Annotated in this window: 14 protein-coding genes; 4 read left to right on the forward strand and 10 right to left on the reverse strand. The window is 46.4% G+C overall.

Translation table 11 applies throughout. From position 1 onward, the window contains the following. Positions 1–3: 3 nt before the first annotated feature. Positions 4–1,359, forward strand: coding sequence for an LLM class flavin-dependent oxidoreductase (locus tag AC1DPK_RS14590; protein ID WP_477510764.1), 1,356 nt, complete (start codon positions 4–6; stop codon positions 1,357–1,359). Positions 1,360–1,780: 421 nt separating this feature from the next. On the opposite strand, the gene AC1DPK_RS14595 is transcribed toward AC1DPK_RS14590, so the two are convergent. Together AC1DPK_RS14595 and AC1DPK_RS14600 are read right to left on the reverse strand one after the other, a co-directional pair. Beyond that, positions 1,781–1,978 carry a sporulation protein Cse60 gene (locus AC1DPK_RS14595; protein WP_076268509.1) on the reverse strand — a complete coding sequence of 66 codons (198 nt, stop codon included), beginning with the start codon at positions 1,976–1,978 and terminating at the stop codon, positions 1,781–1,783. Between the two features lie 197 nt (positions 1,979–2,175). Then, positions 2,176–2,283 (reverse strand): carbohydrate-binding protein, encoded by a 108-nt coding sequence (locus tag AC1DPK_RS14600; protein ID WP_477510765.1) that lies wholly within the window; start codon positions 2,281–2,283, stop codon positions 2,176–2,178. A gap of 289 nt (positions 2,284–2,572) precedes the next feature. Here AC1DPK_RS14600 and AC1DPK_RS14605 point away from each other — a divergent pair, with 289 nt between their 5' ends. Together AC1DPK_RS14605 and AC1DPK_RS14610 are read left to right on the forward strand one after the other, a co-directional pair. After that, positions 2,573–3,922 (forward strand): asparaginase, encoded by a 1,350-nt coding sequence (locus tag AC1DPK_RS14605; protein ID WP_441877677.1) that lies wholly within the window; start codon positions 2,573–2,575, stop codon positions 3,920–3,922. 20 nt (positions 3,923–3,942) lie between these two features. Continuing rightward, positions 3,943–6,177 carry an asparaginase domain-containing protein gene (locus AC1DPK_RS14610; protein WP_477510766.1) on the forward strand — a complete coding sequence of 745 codons (2,235 nt, stop codon included), beginning with the start codon at positions 3,943–3,945 and terminating at the stop codon, positions 6,175–6,177. An 85-nt stretch (positions 6,178–6,262) separates the two neighbouring features. Here the strand turns inward: AC1DPK_RS14610 and AC1DPK_RS14615 are convergent, their stop codons facing one another. The 4 genes from AC1DPK_RS14615 to AC1DPK_RS14630 all read right to left on the reverse strand — a co-directional run bounded on the left by AC1DPK_RS14615 (position 6,263) and on the right by AC1DPK_RS14630 (position 11,421). After that, entirely contained in the window at positions 6,263–8,092 is a 1,830-nt protein-coding gene (locus AC1DPK_RS14615) for an alpha/beta fold hydrolase (RefSeq protein ID WP_477510767.1), read from the reverse strand. 60 nt (positions 8,093–8,152) lie between these two features. Next, positions 8,153–8,734, reverse strand: a complete 582-nt coding sequence (locus tag AC1DPK_RS14620) for a TetR/AcrR family transcriptional regulator (RefSeq protein ID WP_477510768.1) — start codon at positions 8,732–8,734, stop codon at positions 8,153–8,155. 356 nt (positions 8,735–9,090) lie between these two features. Continuing rightward, a complete protein-coding gene (locus AC1DPK_RS14625; RefSeq protein ID WP_477510769.1) occupies positions 9,091–10,611 on the reverse strand; it encodes a glycoside hydrolase family 43 protein in 1,521 nt (506 codons plus the stop codon). Between the two features lie 108 nt (positions 10,612–10,719). Further along, positions 10,720–11,421, reverse strand: coding sequence for a peptidylprolyl isomerase (locus AC1DPK_RS14630; protein ID WP_477510770.1), 702 nt, complete (start codon positions 11,419–11,421; stop codon positions 10,720–10,722). Between the two features lie 403 nt (positions 11,422–11,824). Here AC1DPK_RS14630 and hisS point away from each other — a divergent pair, with 403 nt between their 5' ends. Beyond that, a complete protein-coding gene (gene hisS, locus AC1DPK_RS14635; RefSeq protein ID WP_477510789.1) occupies positions 11,825–13,114 on the forward strand; it encodes a histidine--tRNA ligase in 1,290 nt (429 codons plus the stop codon). A 106-nt stretch (positions 13,115–13,220) separates the two neighbouring features. Here the strand turns inward: hisS and AC1DPK_RS14640 are convergent, their stop codons facing one another. The 4 genes from AC1DPK_RS14640 to AC1DPK_RS14655 all read right to left on the reverse strand — a co-directional run bounded on the left by AC1DPK_RS14640 (position 13,221) and on the right by AC1DPK_RS14655 (position 16,178). Then, positions 13,221–13,718 (reverse strand): MerR family transcriptional regulator, encoded by a 498-nt coding sequence (locus tag AC1DPK_RS14640; protein WP_477510771.1) that lies wholly within the window; start codon positions 13,716–13,718, stop codon positions 13,221–13,223. Between the two features lie 248 nt (positions 13,719–13,966). After that, positions 13,967–14,443: a glutathione peroxidase gene (locus AC1DPK_RS14645; RefSeq protein WP_339206340.1), complete on the reverse strand. Its 477-nt coding sequence runs from the start codon at positions 14,441–14,443 to the stop codon at positions 13,967–13,969. Positions 14,444–14,622: 179 nt separating this feature from the next. Next, entirely contained in the window at positions 14,623–15,114 is a 492-nt protein-coding gene (locus AC1DPK_RS14650; protein WP_477510772.1) for a hypothetical protein, read from the reverse strand. Positions 15,115–15,200: 86 nt separating this feature from the next. Further along, the gene (locus tag AC1DPK_RS14655; RefSeq protein WP_441877687.1) at positions 15,201–16,178 is read right to left on the reverse strand and encodes an aldo/keto reductase; all 978 of its coding nucleotides are present in this window, start codon (positions 16,176–16,178) and stop codon (positions 15,201–15,203) included. Positions 16,179–16,195: the final 17 nt, after the last annotated feature.

The raw sequence follows: 16,195 nt of genomic DNA on the forward strand, positions 1-16,195 counted from the left end.
ATTATGGGGAAACGGCAGGAGCAGCTCCATCTCGGAGCATTTATTTATTATACAGGCCATCATCATGCAGGCTGGCGTCATCCGGAGTCGGGTGTTGAAGGAATGTTTGATGTGAAGTTTTATCAGAAGCTTGCGCAAACCGCGGAGCGCGGCAAGTTCGACATGCTCTTCTTCGCAGATTTGCTGTATGCCACTAATGTGGGGCAAGCGGTAGCGGGCATGCTGGAGCCTCTTACGCTATTGTCCGCATTATCGGCTGTTACGGAGAAGATTGGGCTGACTGCAACCGTCTCAACCACATACAACACCCCTTTTAATGTCGCACGAAAGTTTTCTTCGCTTGATCATATTAGCGGCGGGCGAGCAGGCTGGAATATTGTAACCTCGCAGCTTGATCTGGAAGCTCATAATTACGGGCAGCCAAAACATCCCGAGCACGGCCTGCGTTACAAGATGGCTCGTGAATTTGTGGATGCCACAACCCGCTTATGGGATAGCTGGGAGGATGGCGCGCTTGTGCTTGACCGGGTGTCGGGTCAGTTTGCCGATGAGTCTAAAGTAAGGCCAGTTGATTACAGCGGAGAATGGTACTCCACGAAAGGACCGCTGAATGTGCCGAGATCTCCTCAAGGTTATCCGGTGCTAATTCAGGCAGGCTCATCAGGTCCAGGTCAAGACTTTGCGGCCAGCATTGGCGAGGTTATATTTACGGCTCAGCAATCGCTGGAAGCGGCAAAAATCTTTTATGAGAGTGTGAACAGCAAGCTTGGAGAGTATGGGAGGGAACGCGGCAGTCTAAAAATCATGCCAGGTCTCTCCCCGATTCTTGGTGCGACGGAAGAGGAAGCGAAGCAGCGTTACCAAGAGCTGCAGGGGCTTATTCCTGCTGCGCATATTGTCGGCTTCTTATCAGGATTCCTCGGCGTAGATCTAAGCAGCTATTCGCTTGATGATCAACTGCCGGACATTCCTGATCCTGTTGAAGCATCCAACGGCATGAAGAGCCGTGTTCAGCTTATTATGGATATGGCGCGCAAAGATAAGCTGTCGATGCGAGAGCTTGGAAGCAGAATGCTAGGAGCGAGGRGACATTTGCAGTTTGTTGGTACGCCCGAACAGTTGGCTGACCTTATCGAGCTGTGGTTTGAGGACTATGGCTGCGATGGCTTCAATATCATGGCTCCGGTTCTTCCTGGAGGACTCGACGATTTTGTTCATTATGTCGTACCGATTTTGCAGCAGCGCGGACTGTTTCGTGAAGATTACACGGGAGATACCCTTCGTGACCATCTTGGACTTGAACGTCCAAGCGAAGGGCATTTCCGCAAAAAACTTCCTGTGGTACAAGAACAAGCGTAACAAGAGCTGAGAGGCAATAGTGAAAAAAACGCAAAGAAGCAAGCAGCTGGCGCCATGATTAGGCGACGGCTGCTTGCTTCTTTGCCGTTGTTACAGGGAAGGGGGGACTAAGGTTTTGTGAATATTCCGCTCTTTAATAAACACCATCGATTATAAGTAAAATATTTCATGGCAAACCTCCACCTTAAAAATAAGTGATAACGGTTCCAAGACAGCAGCCTCTATTTTATGAAAAATGAATAGGTGACATAGCCGATAGCGATAGCTACCAAACCAAATGCTGCCGTGGAGGAAAGGATACGGAAAAATATTTCCCACTTATCTCTTTTTGTGTTTCGAATGTCCTTGTCCTCATTCCCCTGCGTCTCATGATGTTCTAGATTATCTTGACGAGGCTTAATGATGGGATCACCCGCTTTCTTTATTCCTTCTCTTTGCTTTGCTTATAAACGACAAGTATAGTGCTGCGCTGATAAGTGTTGCCTGAAGTGGCTGTTTTGATCATGGAGCCGTAGCAAATATTAATGACTTGATCGTCGCTCAGTTCTGCCAAAAACTCATTTGCCCTTTTTTCAGCAAAAACAGAATCCGTATCAATAAATTCTTTTACTTGAATCATATTCGTTGTGTCCTCCCTTACCAAATAAATATACAGATAGGCACCCCGCGTCGATAGCAGAATGCCTTCTGACGTCCACCATAGCATTGCGTACTATAAGTGTCAACAGGGAGATTTAATGATCCATTTTAGACAAAGAAAATAGGGGCAGCTTCGCTAAAATAACGAAGCTGCCCCTATTCGGCTGCATGGGTTGTTTAGCTTTTTTTCCAGACGCCTCCTTGATCAGGTCTTTCTCCCATCGTCCACCATTTGGCTACATAGGTGTCCCCATTATAAGTGACATATGTCCCTCCTAAATACAAATAGAGAATAAAAAACAGTGTCTATCTTACTAATTTTTACACTGAAACTGATTTATAGAATCCTTTTTTATACTGAGCATTAATCTAGTAATCTCGTTAATTCATGTAAATAAAACTAACATATGTTTTCTTCAATTTAGTAAGGATATGAGCACAAATGAGTGAAAAGTAGAGTTATACCTCGATGGTTACGCTTTTTTGTCTACTTTAATGATTTGTTAACTTATATAACATGAAATAGACTGATGTAGAAGAAAGAGAGAATTATATCGCATAGGAGGAGTTAAACATGACACGAGTTGTAAAGAGCGAGATAGCGAAAAAGATTTTAATTCCACTGCTTGTACTTTCATTGCTTGCAGCGATGGTAGGGGTACTGACAAAAACGGATTTTGTACGCGCGGAGGAAGCGCCGCAATTGCCGACATTTGATATTCCGGCCCTATCCGCTGAACATCAAGCTTCAAGTCTTCCTAATGTTATTGTTGTTGCAACAGGAGGAACGATTGCGGGTAAAGCAAGCAATAATGATCCTACTAACTTCCAGAGCTATGCGGCTGGTACTTATAAAATGGCAGATATGGTTGCTCAGCTGCCTGGGAAAAATAAAATAGCTGATGTTTCTACCTACCAATTCGGTAACAAGGGTTCGAGCGGCTATAGTATTAGAGATCTTTATGATCTATCGCTTGCGGTAGACGAAGCTCTTAAGATTTATGATAGTGCAGTTGTAACGACGGGTACGGATACGATGGAAGAAATCGCGTATTTCCTCGATCTAACCGTTCGCAGTGAAAAACCGGTTGTTGTTACAGGCTCTATGCGTCCATGGGATGTTATTGGAACGGATGCGCCTGCTAATCTCTATCAAGCTATTAAACTAGCTGGCAGCGGTAAAACAAAATGGTTTGGAACAGTGGTCATGTTGAATGATGTCATTTATGCGGCGCGTGAAGTTACGAAGTCAAATTCACACCGTACCGATACTTTTGATGCTCCGATGTTTGGTGCACTAGGTTATGTGGATGACCCGGCTGTTCGTATTTACCGTGCTCCTGCTAGAGCGGCAAAAGCAGGCACACCAGCATGGGCTTCACCATTCGATTTGAAAACCATCTCCAAAGATAGTCTTCCGATAGTAGAAATCGTATACAGCTATCAAGAGGCGGGCGGCGGCGCTATTCGCGGCTTGGTGGAAGACGGAGCGAAGGGAATTGTAACCGCAGGAACAGGCGCTGGCGGCATTTCGTCGAAGCTAAGTGCTGCACGTTCCGCGGCCATTAAGGATAAAGGTGTCGTATTTGTATCGACAACAAGAACAGGCTCAGGCTCTATCTATGATAGCGGCAGCGGAAGTGTTATTGGCGGAGACAACTTGAATGCGGCGCATGCTCGTATGATGTTGTTGCTGTCCCTAGCATTTACAAACGATGTAAACAAGATTAGAAACTGGTTCACGACTTTTGGCACACAGGATGTAGAAATTTCAGTTGATGAAAATACGGTACTAAGCACGACGGTTGAAGAACCAATCGAAGAGCCTGTTGTAACGGAACCTGTCGTTGTTGTTCCTACACCGGAAGCAGAAGTTCCGGCTGTTACAGAAACAACGCCTGAAACAGCACCAGTGACGCCATAATTAGGGGGAGGAGTACGGTTATGACCATAAGAAGTGAATCAACTACAGCAAAGAAAGTTTTCATTCCCCTCCTCATTATGGCTCTCCTCAGTACGATACTGACTGGCTATGCCGGCTCAGTTCGTGCCGAGACTGCAGCACCTCAGCTGCCTACCTTTGATATCCCGGCATTATCCGAGGAGCATAAAGCTTCTCCATTGCCAAATGTCATTGTAGTGGCGACTGGCGGGACGATTGCTGGTAAAGCGAGTAATAATGATCCTACTAATTTCCAAAGCTATGCTGCAGGAACGTATAAAATGGCGGATATGGTAGCTCAGCTGCCTGGGAAAAATAAAATAGCGGATGTCTCTACTTATCAATTCGGCAACAAGGGCTCGAGCGGCTACAGTATGAAGGACCTGTATGATCTCTCCCTTGCGGTGGATGCTGCGCTTGAAATTTATGATAGTGCAGTTGTTACGACAGGTACGGACACGATGGAGGAAATTGCTTATTTTCTCGATCTAACTGTTCAAAGCGAGAAGCCGGTAGTTGTCAYGGGTTCAATGCGGCCTTGGGATGTCGTTGGAACGGATGCTCCGGCCAACCTGTATCAAGCAATTAAGGTGGCGGGGAGCGGCAAAACAAAGTGGTTCGGCACGGTCGTTATGCTAAACGATGTCATTCATGCGGCACGCGAAGTAACAAAGAGCAATTCGCACCGGACGGATACGTTTGAGACACCGATGTTCGGCGTGCTTGGTTACGTTGATGATGCAGCGGTACGTATGTATCGTCTGAATGCTAGGGCGCTCAAAGCTGGACTAGCGGATTGGAAAACGCCGTTTGCATTGAAAAATATTTCGAAGGACAATTTGCCTATCGTTGAAATCGTTTATAGCTACCAAGAAGCCGGCGGCGGTGCCATTCGTGCTTTAGTAGCTGATGGAGCCAAAGGGATTGTAACAGCCGGCACTGGGGCGGCTGGTATTTCGTCGAAGATGAGCGCGGCGCGGTCCGCAGCGATTAAGGATCATGGCGTTACATTCGTATCGACGACTAGAACGGGTTCTGGAACGATCACTGGCGGCGGAAACGGCATTATTGCCGGAGATAATTTAAACCCGCAGCATGCACGCATCATGCTTATGCTTTCGCTGGCATTCTCGAATGATTTTGCTACAGTGAAGAACTGGTTTGAAACGTTAGGGACACAAGATATTAAGATTGATGTGCCTGAAACGCCTGTAACTCCCACACCTACACCGACTCCAACTCCAACTCCAACTCCTCCAGTAGAAGGCGGTACAGGTGGTTCGGGTGGCAATGTGCCTAAAGGACAGGTTTCGATTGGTGCAGGCAGCGCAGGTACGCTTGGCTTGGATGATAGCGTTACTGTATCTATTCCAGCAGGAGCGACGAAGGAGCAAATGTTGCTTTCTATTGAGAAACTGACTGAAACGGGCGGCATTGTTGAGCCATCGAGCAAGCGAGTGTCTTCTATTTTTGAAATACTTAAGTCGATATCAGCTGATTTCTTCGTTCCAGTCACGCTGACCTTTAAGTTTGATACCGCTTTGATCAAGAGTGGTCAGACGGCGTCCGTATTCTATTACGATGAGGTGAAGAAGCAATGGGTAGAGATGGGCGGTACGGTAAAGGATAACTTTATTACTGTACAATCTGATCATTTTACTAAGTTTGCTGTATTCGCTGTAGACAAGAAAGTTGAAGAAGTGCCTTCTTTTACAGATATATCAAGGCACTGGGCAGAGGCCGCTATTAAAGAGGCGGTCGCATCCGGAATTGTGAAGGGATATGAAGACGGTACGTTTAAACCGAATAAAACCGTAACACGTGCGGAATTTTCCGTTATGCTGATGGGTGCGTTGAAAGCGGATGGTGCAGGCTCGGTGCTTGCCTTTGCTGATAATGATAAAATTGCGGCTTGGGCAAAAGAAGCTGTTGCACAAGCGGTCAAAGCGGACATTATTAGCGGCTATCCAGATGGGACCTTCCGTCCGGGCGCAAACATTTTGCGTATGGAAATGGTATCAATGATTGCAAGCGGTGCTGGATTAACGTTAGATCCGAATGCGACAACCAGCTTTGCTGATAACAAGGATATCCCGGCATGGGCGAAGGGTGCGGTTAGAGCAGTTAGCGATAAAGGCATCATTCAGGGACGTACGGGCAATATCTTTGCGCCAAAAGCTACAGCAACGCGGGCAGACGCGATTACGGTTATTATGAATATGCTTAAAAACAAATAATGGCTTAAACAGAAAAAGAGCGGTTTTTTAAAGGTTGATTAGAATCTTTAAGAACCGCCTTTTTTTCATACCATGCAACTTTAAACTAGAGCCCCGCTTGATATAATAGGCGCGCTGTTTCAGACGGATGAGAAAGGGGGAAGTGGTGACCGCGTCCTAGAAGCTGAGTGGGAACTGCGCTGTAAGTTTTCGGTATCGTATACACACGGTCCTGTGAACCCCAAATGATACTGACCCGTTTCTCACCCCATTGTTCGGGTTGTTGTCGGAAATGCTCATCCTTCGTTAACTGGGCGAGTGTGTCAGCCAGAGTGGCTCTAACGCGCGGGGAGCTGAGCTCGTTCAAAACATATTCCAAATAGTCCTTAGGGATTTGACCGATCCTCTCGAAGCATCCCTGCAATACAAGCTCCTTGCGCAAGGTTGCTAAGGATATATGGGGCAAAAGCATACGATTGACGATTCTACTCCTATATCTGCTGTTCGCATGGTGGAGCGCTGGCTGCAATAAATACACGGCTTGGATACGCTCTGGCATACGCTCCATGACCTTGGCTGCGAGCAATGCTCCATAGGAATGACCGATTAAAGTAACGGTTTCCGGTTGTGATGTAATAGCGGACATAATAGCCTCGACATGCCCATTTACTACGTTTACCGGATGATGGTGATAGGGTGATCGCCCGAAGCCCGGTAAATCAGCAATCCATATCTGACGATGCCGCAGCTCTGAAGCTAGCGGTATAAGACAGTCTGCACCGCTGAAGGTACCGGGCAGCAAAATAATTGGGTTGCCACTTCCAGTTTTTTCTAGCGTGGCGAGTGGACCGCGTTTGCTGCGTACGAAATTAGGATGACTTGTCGGCCTATGGGATAAACGATAATCCAAATCGGCAATCACATGCGGGAGAACCGATAAATCTACAGTGGCAGGAAGCGAATATTTTTGCTGAATATGCTGTGTAGATTGTAGAGGGAATGCTTGATTGACAATAAAGCTGAGTGATTCTTGGGGAATGCCTAGTTTGCTGCCCATACGGGAGCTTAAAATCTTGCTCAAAAGGGATACAGGGATAAAACCGATTGGAGACGGGACTCTAAGTTCCTTATTTATGAGTGTTATTAGCTGGTTCATGTTAAGGCTCGCTGCTTGTTCATCAAGTAAATAATAGGTGTTGCTGAGAGGTTGTTGCTCGTTCGCAAGGGCAGCAATGAAAGCTGCCGTATGATCGAGATGGACGAGCGGGAGCCAGTGTTTTTTGCCTCCTGGAACAGTGCCCATAAGTTTTTTTCTCGCGGCTGCTATCAAAATGCCTAACCCTCCGGTTTGCTCCGTGTTGCCGGTAGTAGAATCACCGATGACTACGCTTGGGTTAACGACGGAAAGAGGATAGCCGGTTTGTTTAGCATGCTGGCGGATGTGAACGTCTGCGTTTATTTTCATTCGCTCATAAGGAGATTCGTGCTCCAAAAGCTGCATAATGGCTGTTGCATCGTTTAAGTTCGAATCGGTCACAGGACTTTTGAAACCAACGACATGAATGAAATGCAGGGGATTTCCATTCTCGTAAAGCTCAGTAGCAAGTGAAGTTAAATGGTTAGCTGCATCAAGGAAAACCCTCTTTGCTTGTTGTTCAGTTAAAAGAATATCCATTGGTCCGCCAGCGTGTATAATGACATCCACGTTTTGTATCGCAAGGCGATCGCTTGCAGATAAGCCCAGTCCTTGCTTTGTCAAATCTCCGATTACGGCTGATAGGAGACCGGACTCCTCGTGGTTTGTTTGCTCAATAAGTTCCGCTATTCGGCTATGCGAACGCGCTAAAGCAGTAATGCGATGACCGTCGGCAGCTAGCCGTTTAATAATTTGGGAGCCGACAAAACCTGTTCCGCCCGTCATAAATACATGTGCCATTAGTAAACACTCCTCTGAAATTATTTATAGTACTAATCAGTACTAAAGTTTTTAAAAAAATTACTTTAGCATAGAAGCTAAAGCATGAAGCGATTGCTGTAGTATGGTTGGGTCTTGCTGAGCATGCTGCAGGAACAATCCGCCCTCGATCGTGGACAAAATTAAGGAAGCCATTGGTTGAGGGGGCAGTTTGCTGTTCAYTTCATTTCTAGCAATGCCCTCTGTAATAAGATGCTCGAGGATCGTTAATTGTTTTTTGAAAAATGCGCTTATCTGTTCCCGAATGGCAGTTGCCTCCATTGGTGTTTGCGTGTATAGCGTTAAAAAAGGACATCCTCCGAGGCAGTCGATATCCTGCAGAGTGAGCGTCTGCATAAGCTTCGTCAGCCTTTCCATAACAGGCAGCTCGGTTTGAGCGGCAATATGAGCTATAAGTGCTTCATGTTGATCAGTCATCCGCTCAATGATCGTGGACAATATCTCCTCTTTACTCTTGAAATAGTAATAAATATTAGTTTTGGATACTTTGCTCGCTGCAACAATATCATCCATGCTTGTGACGAGATAACCTTTGCTCAAAAACAAGTTGGACGCTGTCTTTAGCGCAATTTCGCGATTAGATGTTTTGGAGGTCGTTTTCATAATTAGTACTATACAGTACTAATTATGGGATTGTCAATTAAGCGAATTTGCGAGACGAGCTTATCATCTGACAAGTTGCTTAGCACATAAAGATCCGAATAAAGATTAACACCGGAATGGGGAACAAAGCTCCTCAAGTCCGGTTTTAATCGGTCGGAATCAACTGATCGGTTTCGCCTAAAAAATATTTGCCTTGCAGCGATTTATTAAGTGGATTCGTTAAGTTGACCACACTGACTGGCCCATAGCCATTCATCGCTTTACCGTCCTCTGTAATAGGCTTATATACCACCATATGATGAAAATACGGATCATGCCTATGCATCGAAGCGGCAAGGCGACGAATGTATATATAACTACTCCTTGGAGACGTGGCTGCCCCAAACGGCAGCTCCTTCTTTGGATAGTGCGCTGAATGTCATCACATAGCTGAGTGTGCCTTCATTCCACTGACGGAGTAAGACGCCGTGATACAGCGAACCATCAATTGTAAGATCGATAGTAACAGCGCCGGTGCTTTTCCATGAGCCGCTTGTGCTTCCGGAGATTGTGCCGTCTTTGTTGAGAGAAAGCAGTGTTGCTGGTTTTACATCAGCCGTAATGTCTTTGCCATGGTTCACGTATTTGTATTCGCCGATGATTTGCTCGGTTTTTACGCTCTCTGCGGTTTCGCCTGCATAACGATGAGGCGCGACGACAGGCCAGCCTTCCGTGTTCATAAGCATTTGATGGACTCTTATCTCGTGGCTTTCTCCGCGAGATGGAAAACGAGTGTGGAAAATAATAAACATTTTACCCGTGTCAGGATCGGTGTAAGTGGAGTTATGACCAGGTGAAGTATAACCCGTCCCAATATTAGCAATTTCTCCGTCGACATTGTCCATTTGGAAATTTCCCATGAGCTTCACGCCATAAGGCGCAATAGAAGCATCATCAAACAGCGTGCCGAAGGCGCCAAATGCGTCAATCATTTCCTTGCCCTCTGAATCGAGGAACGGGCCGTCGGGATTTTTTGAGCGTGCTACACGAATGTTGTATCCGCCTGTGGAGTCTAGTCCGCCATAGGAAAGGTATAAATAGTAATAGTCCGTTTCTTTGTTGTACATCATATAAGGCGCCTCGATGCGGCTGTGATTGTTGCCGAGCAGTCGTTTGCCGTAGCCTTGATCGGGATAGGGCAGACCTGTTTTTGGATTCATTTTCATAATAAAAATACCGCCGGAGTATGAGCCATAAACCATGCATAGAATGCCATCTTTATCATAAAACAAATTTGGATCGACTACGTTTGGATGTACTGCCGCGTCATACAACGTTCCATCCTCGCTCAAATCATTCCACATGCCCGATTTGAGGATTGTGCCCTTATTTTTATAAGGCCCTTCAACCTGATCGGCAACCGCATATCCAAGCACCGACCGAGGAGAGTCGCCTTTGCACATGCTGTAATACATATAAAATTTGCCGTCCGGCAATTGGATGACATCGCCTGCCCAGAACGTATCAGTCTCGGCCCAAGCTAGCTCCTCGCTCATCTCTGTCAGTACATCCGGTATGATGGGATTCCCTTCATAGACACTGGAGTTCAGCTGCTCCCAGGTCATGAGATCCTTCGACTTCGCCGCAGCGAGATGCGAGCCGAAAATATAGAAGGTATCACGAACTTTGATAATCGACGGATCATGAACGGAGGCGTTAGTGAATAGAGGCTCCTCCACTGTAACCGCTTCCGTTTTTGGTTGGTTTGAAGCGTCATTAGCTGCGGATGGCTGATTGCTCTCCGCTGGTGGAGCTGCATTTCCGGCGTTATTTCCGCTGCAAGCGCTCATAAATGTCATCATGCATACCGTTAACAAAATGATGGTTTGTTTTCTCAAGTAGAAAATCCTCCTAGGTTAACTTTGGGTTATTACTATAAACATTAATTGATTAATGAATATATTATATACTAGGCAATAAAAAAAGAGAAGGGCTTAGCCCTTCTCTTATTTCGTCTTAACTGGTTCTTCGAACGTCATGCCGAGCGTGTCTACAGTTACTTTTTTCATCGAAATCGGTGTTTCCGGCTTATCGCCTGGGCCAACCTTCTGATTGGCAACCTCATCGACCGCCTCGATGCCTTCGGTTACTTTTCCGAAAGCTGCGTATTCATTATCGAGTGAAGGTGCATCAGCATGCATGATGAAAAATTGCGAGCCCCCAGAATCTGGATCATTCGTACGAGCCATGGAGATAACACCGCGAGTATGCTTCAACTTGTTCTCGAAACCATTGCTGTTAAATTCGCCTGGAATGCTGTATCCTGGACCGCCGGTGCCAGTACCTTCTGGATCTCCGCCTTGAATCATAAACCCTGGAATCACGCGGTGAAAAATAACGCCATCATAGAAGCTTTTATTAATAAGAGAAATAAAATTGTTTACGGTATTAGGTGCAACCTCTGGGTAAAGCTCAAGCTTAATGATTTTGTCATTGCTAAGTTCAATCGTTACAACAGGATGCTTGTCCGAGCCAAGAAGCTCAGGACCTTCCTCAGCAGGTGCTTCAGTAGGGGGAGTTGTGCTTGTGTTGCCACTGCCTGATCCTGTTTTCTCATTACTCCCGTTTGCGCCGCAGCCTGATGCTACAATGAGCAGAGTTAGTGCAAGAAGAAGCATGATCCCAAGACGTTTGTTCTTAAACAGCATTTCAATATCCTCCTTAAATTTGCGAATGCAAATGACCTTGAGACGATCAGGTTTGCGCAGCATTCACCTTTTATATCCAACTTGTATAATATCATATTGCGTGATTTAAATGCGAATCCATTGGAGTTATCATTGTGTTGAAAGTCTCTAATAAGCTTAAGGTCTTGCGCGACAAGCGCTGATTCGCTATAATCACATTAATTCAGTCGAAGGGATTGGGTCTTATGTACACATTCCAATTGAATCAGCTTCATCATTTCACCAAGCGTTAGCACCCCTGATCAACATTCAGGGTGGGCTAGCGCTTCTCGCGTTGGCCTCCCTGCAGCATACGATGCGCGCAGGACCAAGAGGTCCTGCGCGTTTTTTTTATTCCAATAACGTAGTGAGAGGAATGATCGTGATGCAAACTGTAAAGGGAACCTATGATTATTACGGCAGGGAGCAAGCGCTTAGAAGAAAGATTCAGGAGACTCTGCGGGAAAAGTTTGAGCTATATGACTTTGATGAGATGGTGTCTACCGAGCTGACTGATCTTGCTTTCTTGACATCCAAATATGCAGGCGGCGATGAGATTGTTAAGGAAATGTACCAGCTTACAGATCAGCGAAAACGACGATTAGGCTTGCGCTATGATTTGACGATCCCTTTTGCCAAGGTGATGGCATTAAATCCGAGTATTGAATTGCCTTTCAAGCGATATGAAATGGGGAAGGTGTTCCGTGACGGTCCCGTTAAACGCGGGCGGCTGCGAGAATTTTTGCAATGTGATGTGGATGTTGTTGGGGTGAAGGGGCCGGAAGCTGAGGTGGAATTGATGCAGCTGGCTGTCGATGTGTTTCGCACCCTGGAGCTCGATATCCAATTAAAATGGAATAATAGGCGGTTTCTTGGCGAAATGCTTGCAGCAATTGGCGTCAAGGGGGCGGATTCGTTGTCGGTTATGCTGACTTTGGATAAGCTCGCAAAAATCGGAATAGACAGTGTGAAGGCGGAGCTTGCTGAGAAGGGTTTGGCTGGCGGGGTCATTGCTGCGATTTTAGAGTTGATTGAGCTGGAGGAGCCTACACTAGAGACGTTGATAGATAAATATGACCTGCAATATAGTGATGGGGCGCAGGAAGTAATCGAGGTTCGTGATATTTTGCGCAAGCTTGGATTAGAGTCTGTTTGTGTGTTTGACCCTTTTCTCTCACGCGGGTTATCTTTCTACACAGGTACGGTTTATGAAATATTTGATGCTTCGAACGGCTTCGCATCGAGCCTTGGCGGCGGCGGTCGGTATGATGCCATTATTGGACAGCTTATAGGCAGGGATGATGCTGAGTACGCAGCGGTCGGCTTGTCGTTTGGAATGGAGTCAATTATGGCTTTGCTTGAAGAACGTTACGCAGCTGCAGCGAAGGCTTCGGTTAACGTAGTGCTCATTCCCGTAAGCGTAACGGCGGCAGAACTGCTGCAAACCGCAGCGGATTTGCGTGCGAGCGGCATTCGAGTGAAGCTCGATTCTAGCGGACGAAAGCTGAAAAATATACTTGCTTCGGTAGCGAACAGCGGTATACGTTACGCTCTTCTGGTGGGAGAGGCGGAATGGAAGGCAGGCTTAGTACGCTTGAAGGATATGGAGAAGCGGGTCGAAAGGGAAATGAGCGTCGATGAAGCTATTTATATTTTAGAAAAGGTAAGTGGATAAGGATCAATAAGTTAAAAAAGTTTTATATTGGAGCAGCCAAGTTGTACTCGTCTTCTTTAACTTGGCTGCCCGTCATGAGACATTACGAGAGCTAGAGGATTAGTCGTTATAGGAAAGGGAATAGGATGCTGATCAACTTGCGTCGTTTGGTGCGATCCTTTGCTGGGAGCGATGCGGCGGCGATATGCTGCTCGGGGTATTGCAGTGCGTCCATGCTTGCGGTTAGCTGAGTCAGAACGAGCCTAAGCTCGTCGAGCTCCTGCCGGTGGCTCAGCAGCTGGTAAGTGACGACTTCATCCGCTTTCTGGGATAGGGAAGCTTCCAAACGGCTCAGTCGATGGAGCAGTTCCTCGCGATCCTCGTATACAGGTGCGGATGCCTGTAGATCTTGCGGAACGGGAGAAAGGTTAATGTCTTGCAGGCTGCCCCCTTCCTCCAATTCTTGCTTAATCAGCTGCAGGTTGTGAAGAGCCGTCTCATCAAAGGTATAGTGACCGAGCGTATCCTTGCCGAAAGAAGAGGGGAACTGGGATATCCAACGTCTGACTGTTGTTTCACTGACAGCAAGAAGCTGAGCGGCTTCTTTGGTTTTTAACAACGCCATTGTCATCACCTCGCTTATTAATTACTAGAGTTATTCGTGCCGAAAACATGCTCTCCTGCACGGCTGACAAAGGTAGTGGTTAATCGCTAAAAGAAGTGATCATCCGATTGTTTTTTCATGCTCGCAGCAGTAACGCGAATATTGCGGCAATTAAAAAAGAAGCTTTCTTATCCACGCTCTGAGTGGGGAAGAAGGCTTCTTTATTTGCGGGATATATTAACTGAAGCGCTTAAGACCTAAACAGAACTTTACAGCAGCTTCTGTACATATCGTTCGATTTTCTCAGGCGTATCCTTTGATCCGAAGCGCTTTAATACCTTGCCGTTCTGGTCGACAAGAAATTTGGTGAAATTCCATTTGATCGACCTTGTGCCGAGGAAGCCGCGCGCTTCATTCGTCAAGTGCTGGAATAAAGGGTGCGCAGTGCTGCCGTTTACATCCACTTTGGAGAATAAAGGGAACGATACTCCGAAATTGATTTCGCACGCTTCTGCAACCTTGCTGTCGTCGCTAAGCTCTTGATTGGCGAATTGCGATGAGGGGAAGCCTAGTACAGAAAAGCCTTGTTTATTGTAGGTGTCATGAAGTTTTTGAAGACCTTTGAATTGCGGGGCGAAGCCGCATTTGGTAGCTGTATTCACGATGAGCATGACCTTGCCTTTATAAGGGGCTAGAGTCTGATTTTCGCCTCTAATGGTCTTTACTTCAATATTGTATAAGGACATAGGAACAACCTCCATCAACCGATTTTATATTTTTTATAATTTAATTGTACTCAATCTATATAGAGGTGTCAAATGAAATAAATAGAGGTGAGTTAGCTTGTGCCCAGAGGCTGTTTTTATTGGTCTGTAAATGAATAAGAGGCCGCCCCTATTTGCTAGGGACAGCCTCTGGCTTGCTTTTAATAAAGAACTTTATATGCACCCGACTGAAGTAGCAGGGCTCCTGCTGCGGCTTCGTTATCAGTGTCAGCCACTAGCAAGTAGTAGCCTTGATCGATAGCTTCTTTGCACGGTTCGATGAATTTGTCTTCTATGCCAATATCATGGAGCACGTCTTTAGTATCAGGCTCATTATCGAGCTTCACGGCGCCTGCGGCTATGCCGGTAGGGCCGCCGTTTAGGCCAGTGCTTCCAGAGGTATAACCTGAACCTGCTGCAAATGGAGCGGCGCTAAGCGGAGTGATTGTTCCGGATTGGTTCACCTCTTGCGCTTCTCGAATTTCATAAACTTCCTCAATAGGGATGCTTGAATCGGAAACAAGAAGCGGAGCCGATTCCTTGTTCTTCAGAACAATTCTAAGATTATGTCTATTTGTTCTCGCTGCTTGAAACCGTTTGATCGCTTCCAAGACACCTTCTTCTTTGTCAAATACTCCAATGGCTGTCGTCATAGGGGAGTTCTCCTCTCGTATCTAAGCTAGAATGAGGTTACATCTACTTATACCCTGCATTCCTTGCTTTGAATCGAGAGGCTGGATTAGCGAGCTGCAAGTGCTGAAGCTTCGCTAATTTCGTTAATTTCATCTATTGTTAGCTTAAAACGCATAGCTTTCACGTTTTGCTCGGCGTGGTGAATTTTTGATGCTCCGGGAATCGCGAATACAGTATCTCCATGAGCGTGGATGAGCCAATTTAACGCGATTTGTGTTGCGGTAGCCTCATAACGAGCAGCTACCTGCTCAAGCGAATCAATAAGCGGCTTAGAGCGTTTTAGGCCGTTTGTTTGAAAAGCGGAGCTCCATTTGCGCGGGCCGCTAATTGCTTTGATCAAAGAAGGATCATGATGAAACTTCCCGCTTAATATACCCTGTTCAAGTGGAGAATAAGCAATGATTGCACAACCAAGTTCTTGCGCCGTCTGGAGAATGCCATTTTTCTCGATGCGGCGGTCAAGTAGGCTGTATTTTACTTGATTGGAGGCGAGCTGCAAGCCATGCTCTCGCAGAACGCGATCGGCCTCGCGCATTTGTTTAGCGGAGAAATTGCTTACACCTATATTTTTGATTTTTCCGGCAGCGGCCAGCTTCGCCATTTCCTTCATCTCACTGCTCACTGAAGAGAAGGAGAAGGGCTGATGGACTTGATAAAGGTCGATTGTACGCCCCTCAAGCTGTTTAATTCTCACATCAATTGTACGGCCAATGTTGCTGGCGGTACGCATTGCCGGCCACCACTTGGTCGCAATATAGACCTTATCCTCTGCTGGCAGGGCTTCGCGCAAAGCGCTGGCGAGCAGCTGCTCGGATTGGCCGTTTCCGTAAATTTCAGCGGTGTCAAACCAGTTAATGCCGCCTTCGTAGCTTGTTTTTACGATATCATTAATGATTTCGCCCTTCAGAGCGGGCCAAAACTTTCCGACGAGCCCTTTGCCATTACTGAATTGCCAGCAGCCAAGGCCAAGCGGAGATAACTGCAAACTCGTTTGGCCAAATGGCCTAACCGTAGATGATGTCATAGCTTGCTCCCTTCAGA

Source organism: Paenibacillus sp. 01T424 (assembly GCF_056398745.1).

Bases quoted from the DNA above. Each gene is read 5' to 3' on its own strand.
- AC1DPK_RS14595 (WP_076268509.1), bottom strand. From the start codon at position 1,978: ATGATTCAAGTAAAAGAATTTATTGATACGGATTCTGTTTTTGCTGAA.
- AC1DPK_RS14605 (WP_441877677.1), top strand. From the start codon at position 2,573: ATGACACGAGTTGTAAAGAGCGAGATAGCGAAAAAGATTTTAATTCCA.
- AC1DPK_RS14615 (WP_477510767.1), bottom strand. From the start codon at position 8,092: ATGGCACATGTATTTATGACGGGCGGAACAGGTTTTGTCGGCTCCCAA.
- AC1DPK_RS14630 (WP_477510770.1), bottom strand. From the start codon at position 11,421: ATGCTGTTTAAGAACAAACGTCTTGGGATCATGCTTCTTCTTGCACTA.
- hisS (WP_477510789.1), top strand. From the start codon at position 11,825: ATGCAAACTGTAAAGGGAACCTATGATTATTACGGCAGGGAGCAAGCG.
- AC1DPK_RS14640 (WP_477510771.1), bottom strand. From the start codon at position 13,718: ATGGCGTTGTTAAAAACCAAAGAAGCCGCTCAGCTTCTTGCTGTCAGT.
- AC1DPK_RS14645 (WP_339206340.1), bottom strand. From the start codon at position 14,443: ATGTCCTTATACAATATTGAAGTAAAGACCATTAGAGGCGAAAATCAG.
- AC1DPK_RS14650 (WP_477510772.1), bottom strand. From the start codon at position 15,114: ATGACGACAGCCATTGGAGTATTTGACAAAGAAGAAGGTGTCTTGGAA.
- AC1DPK_RS14655 (WP_441877687.1), bottom strand. From the start codon at position 16,178: ATGACATCATCTACGGTTAGGCCATTTGGCCAAACGAGTTTGCAGTTA.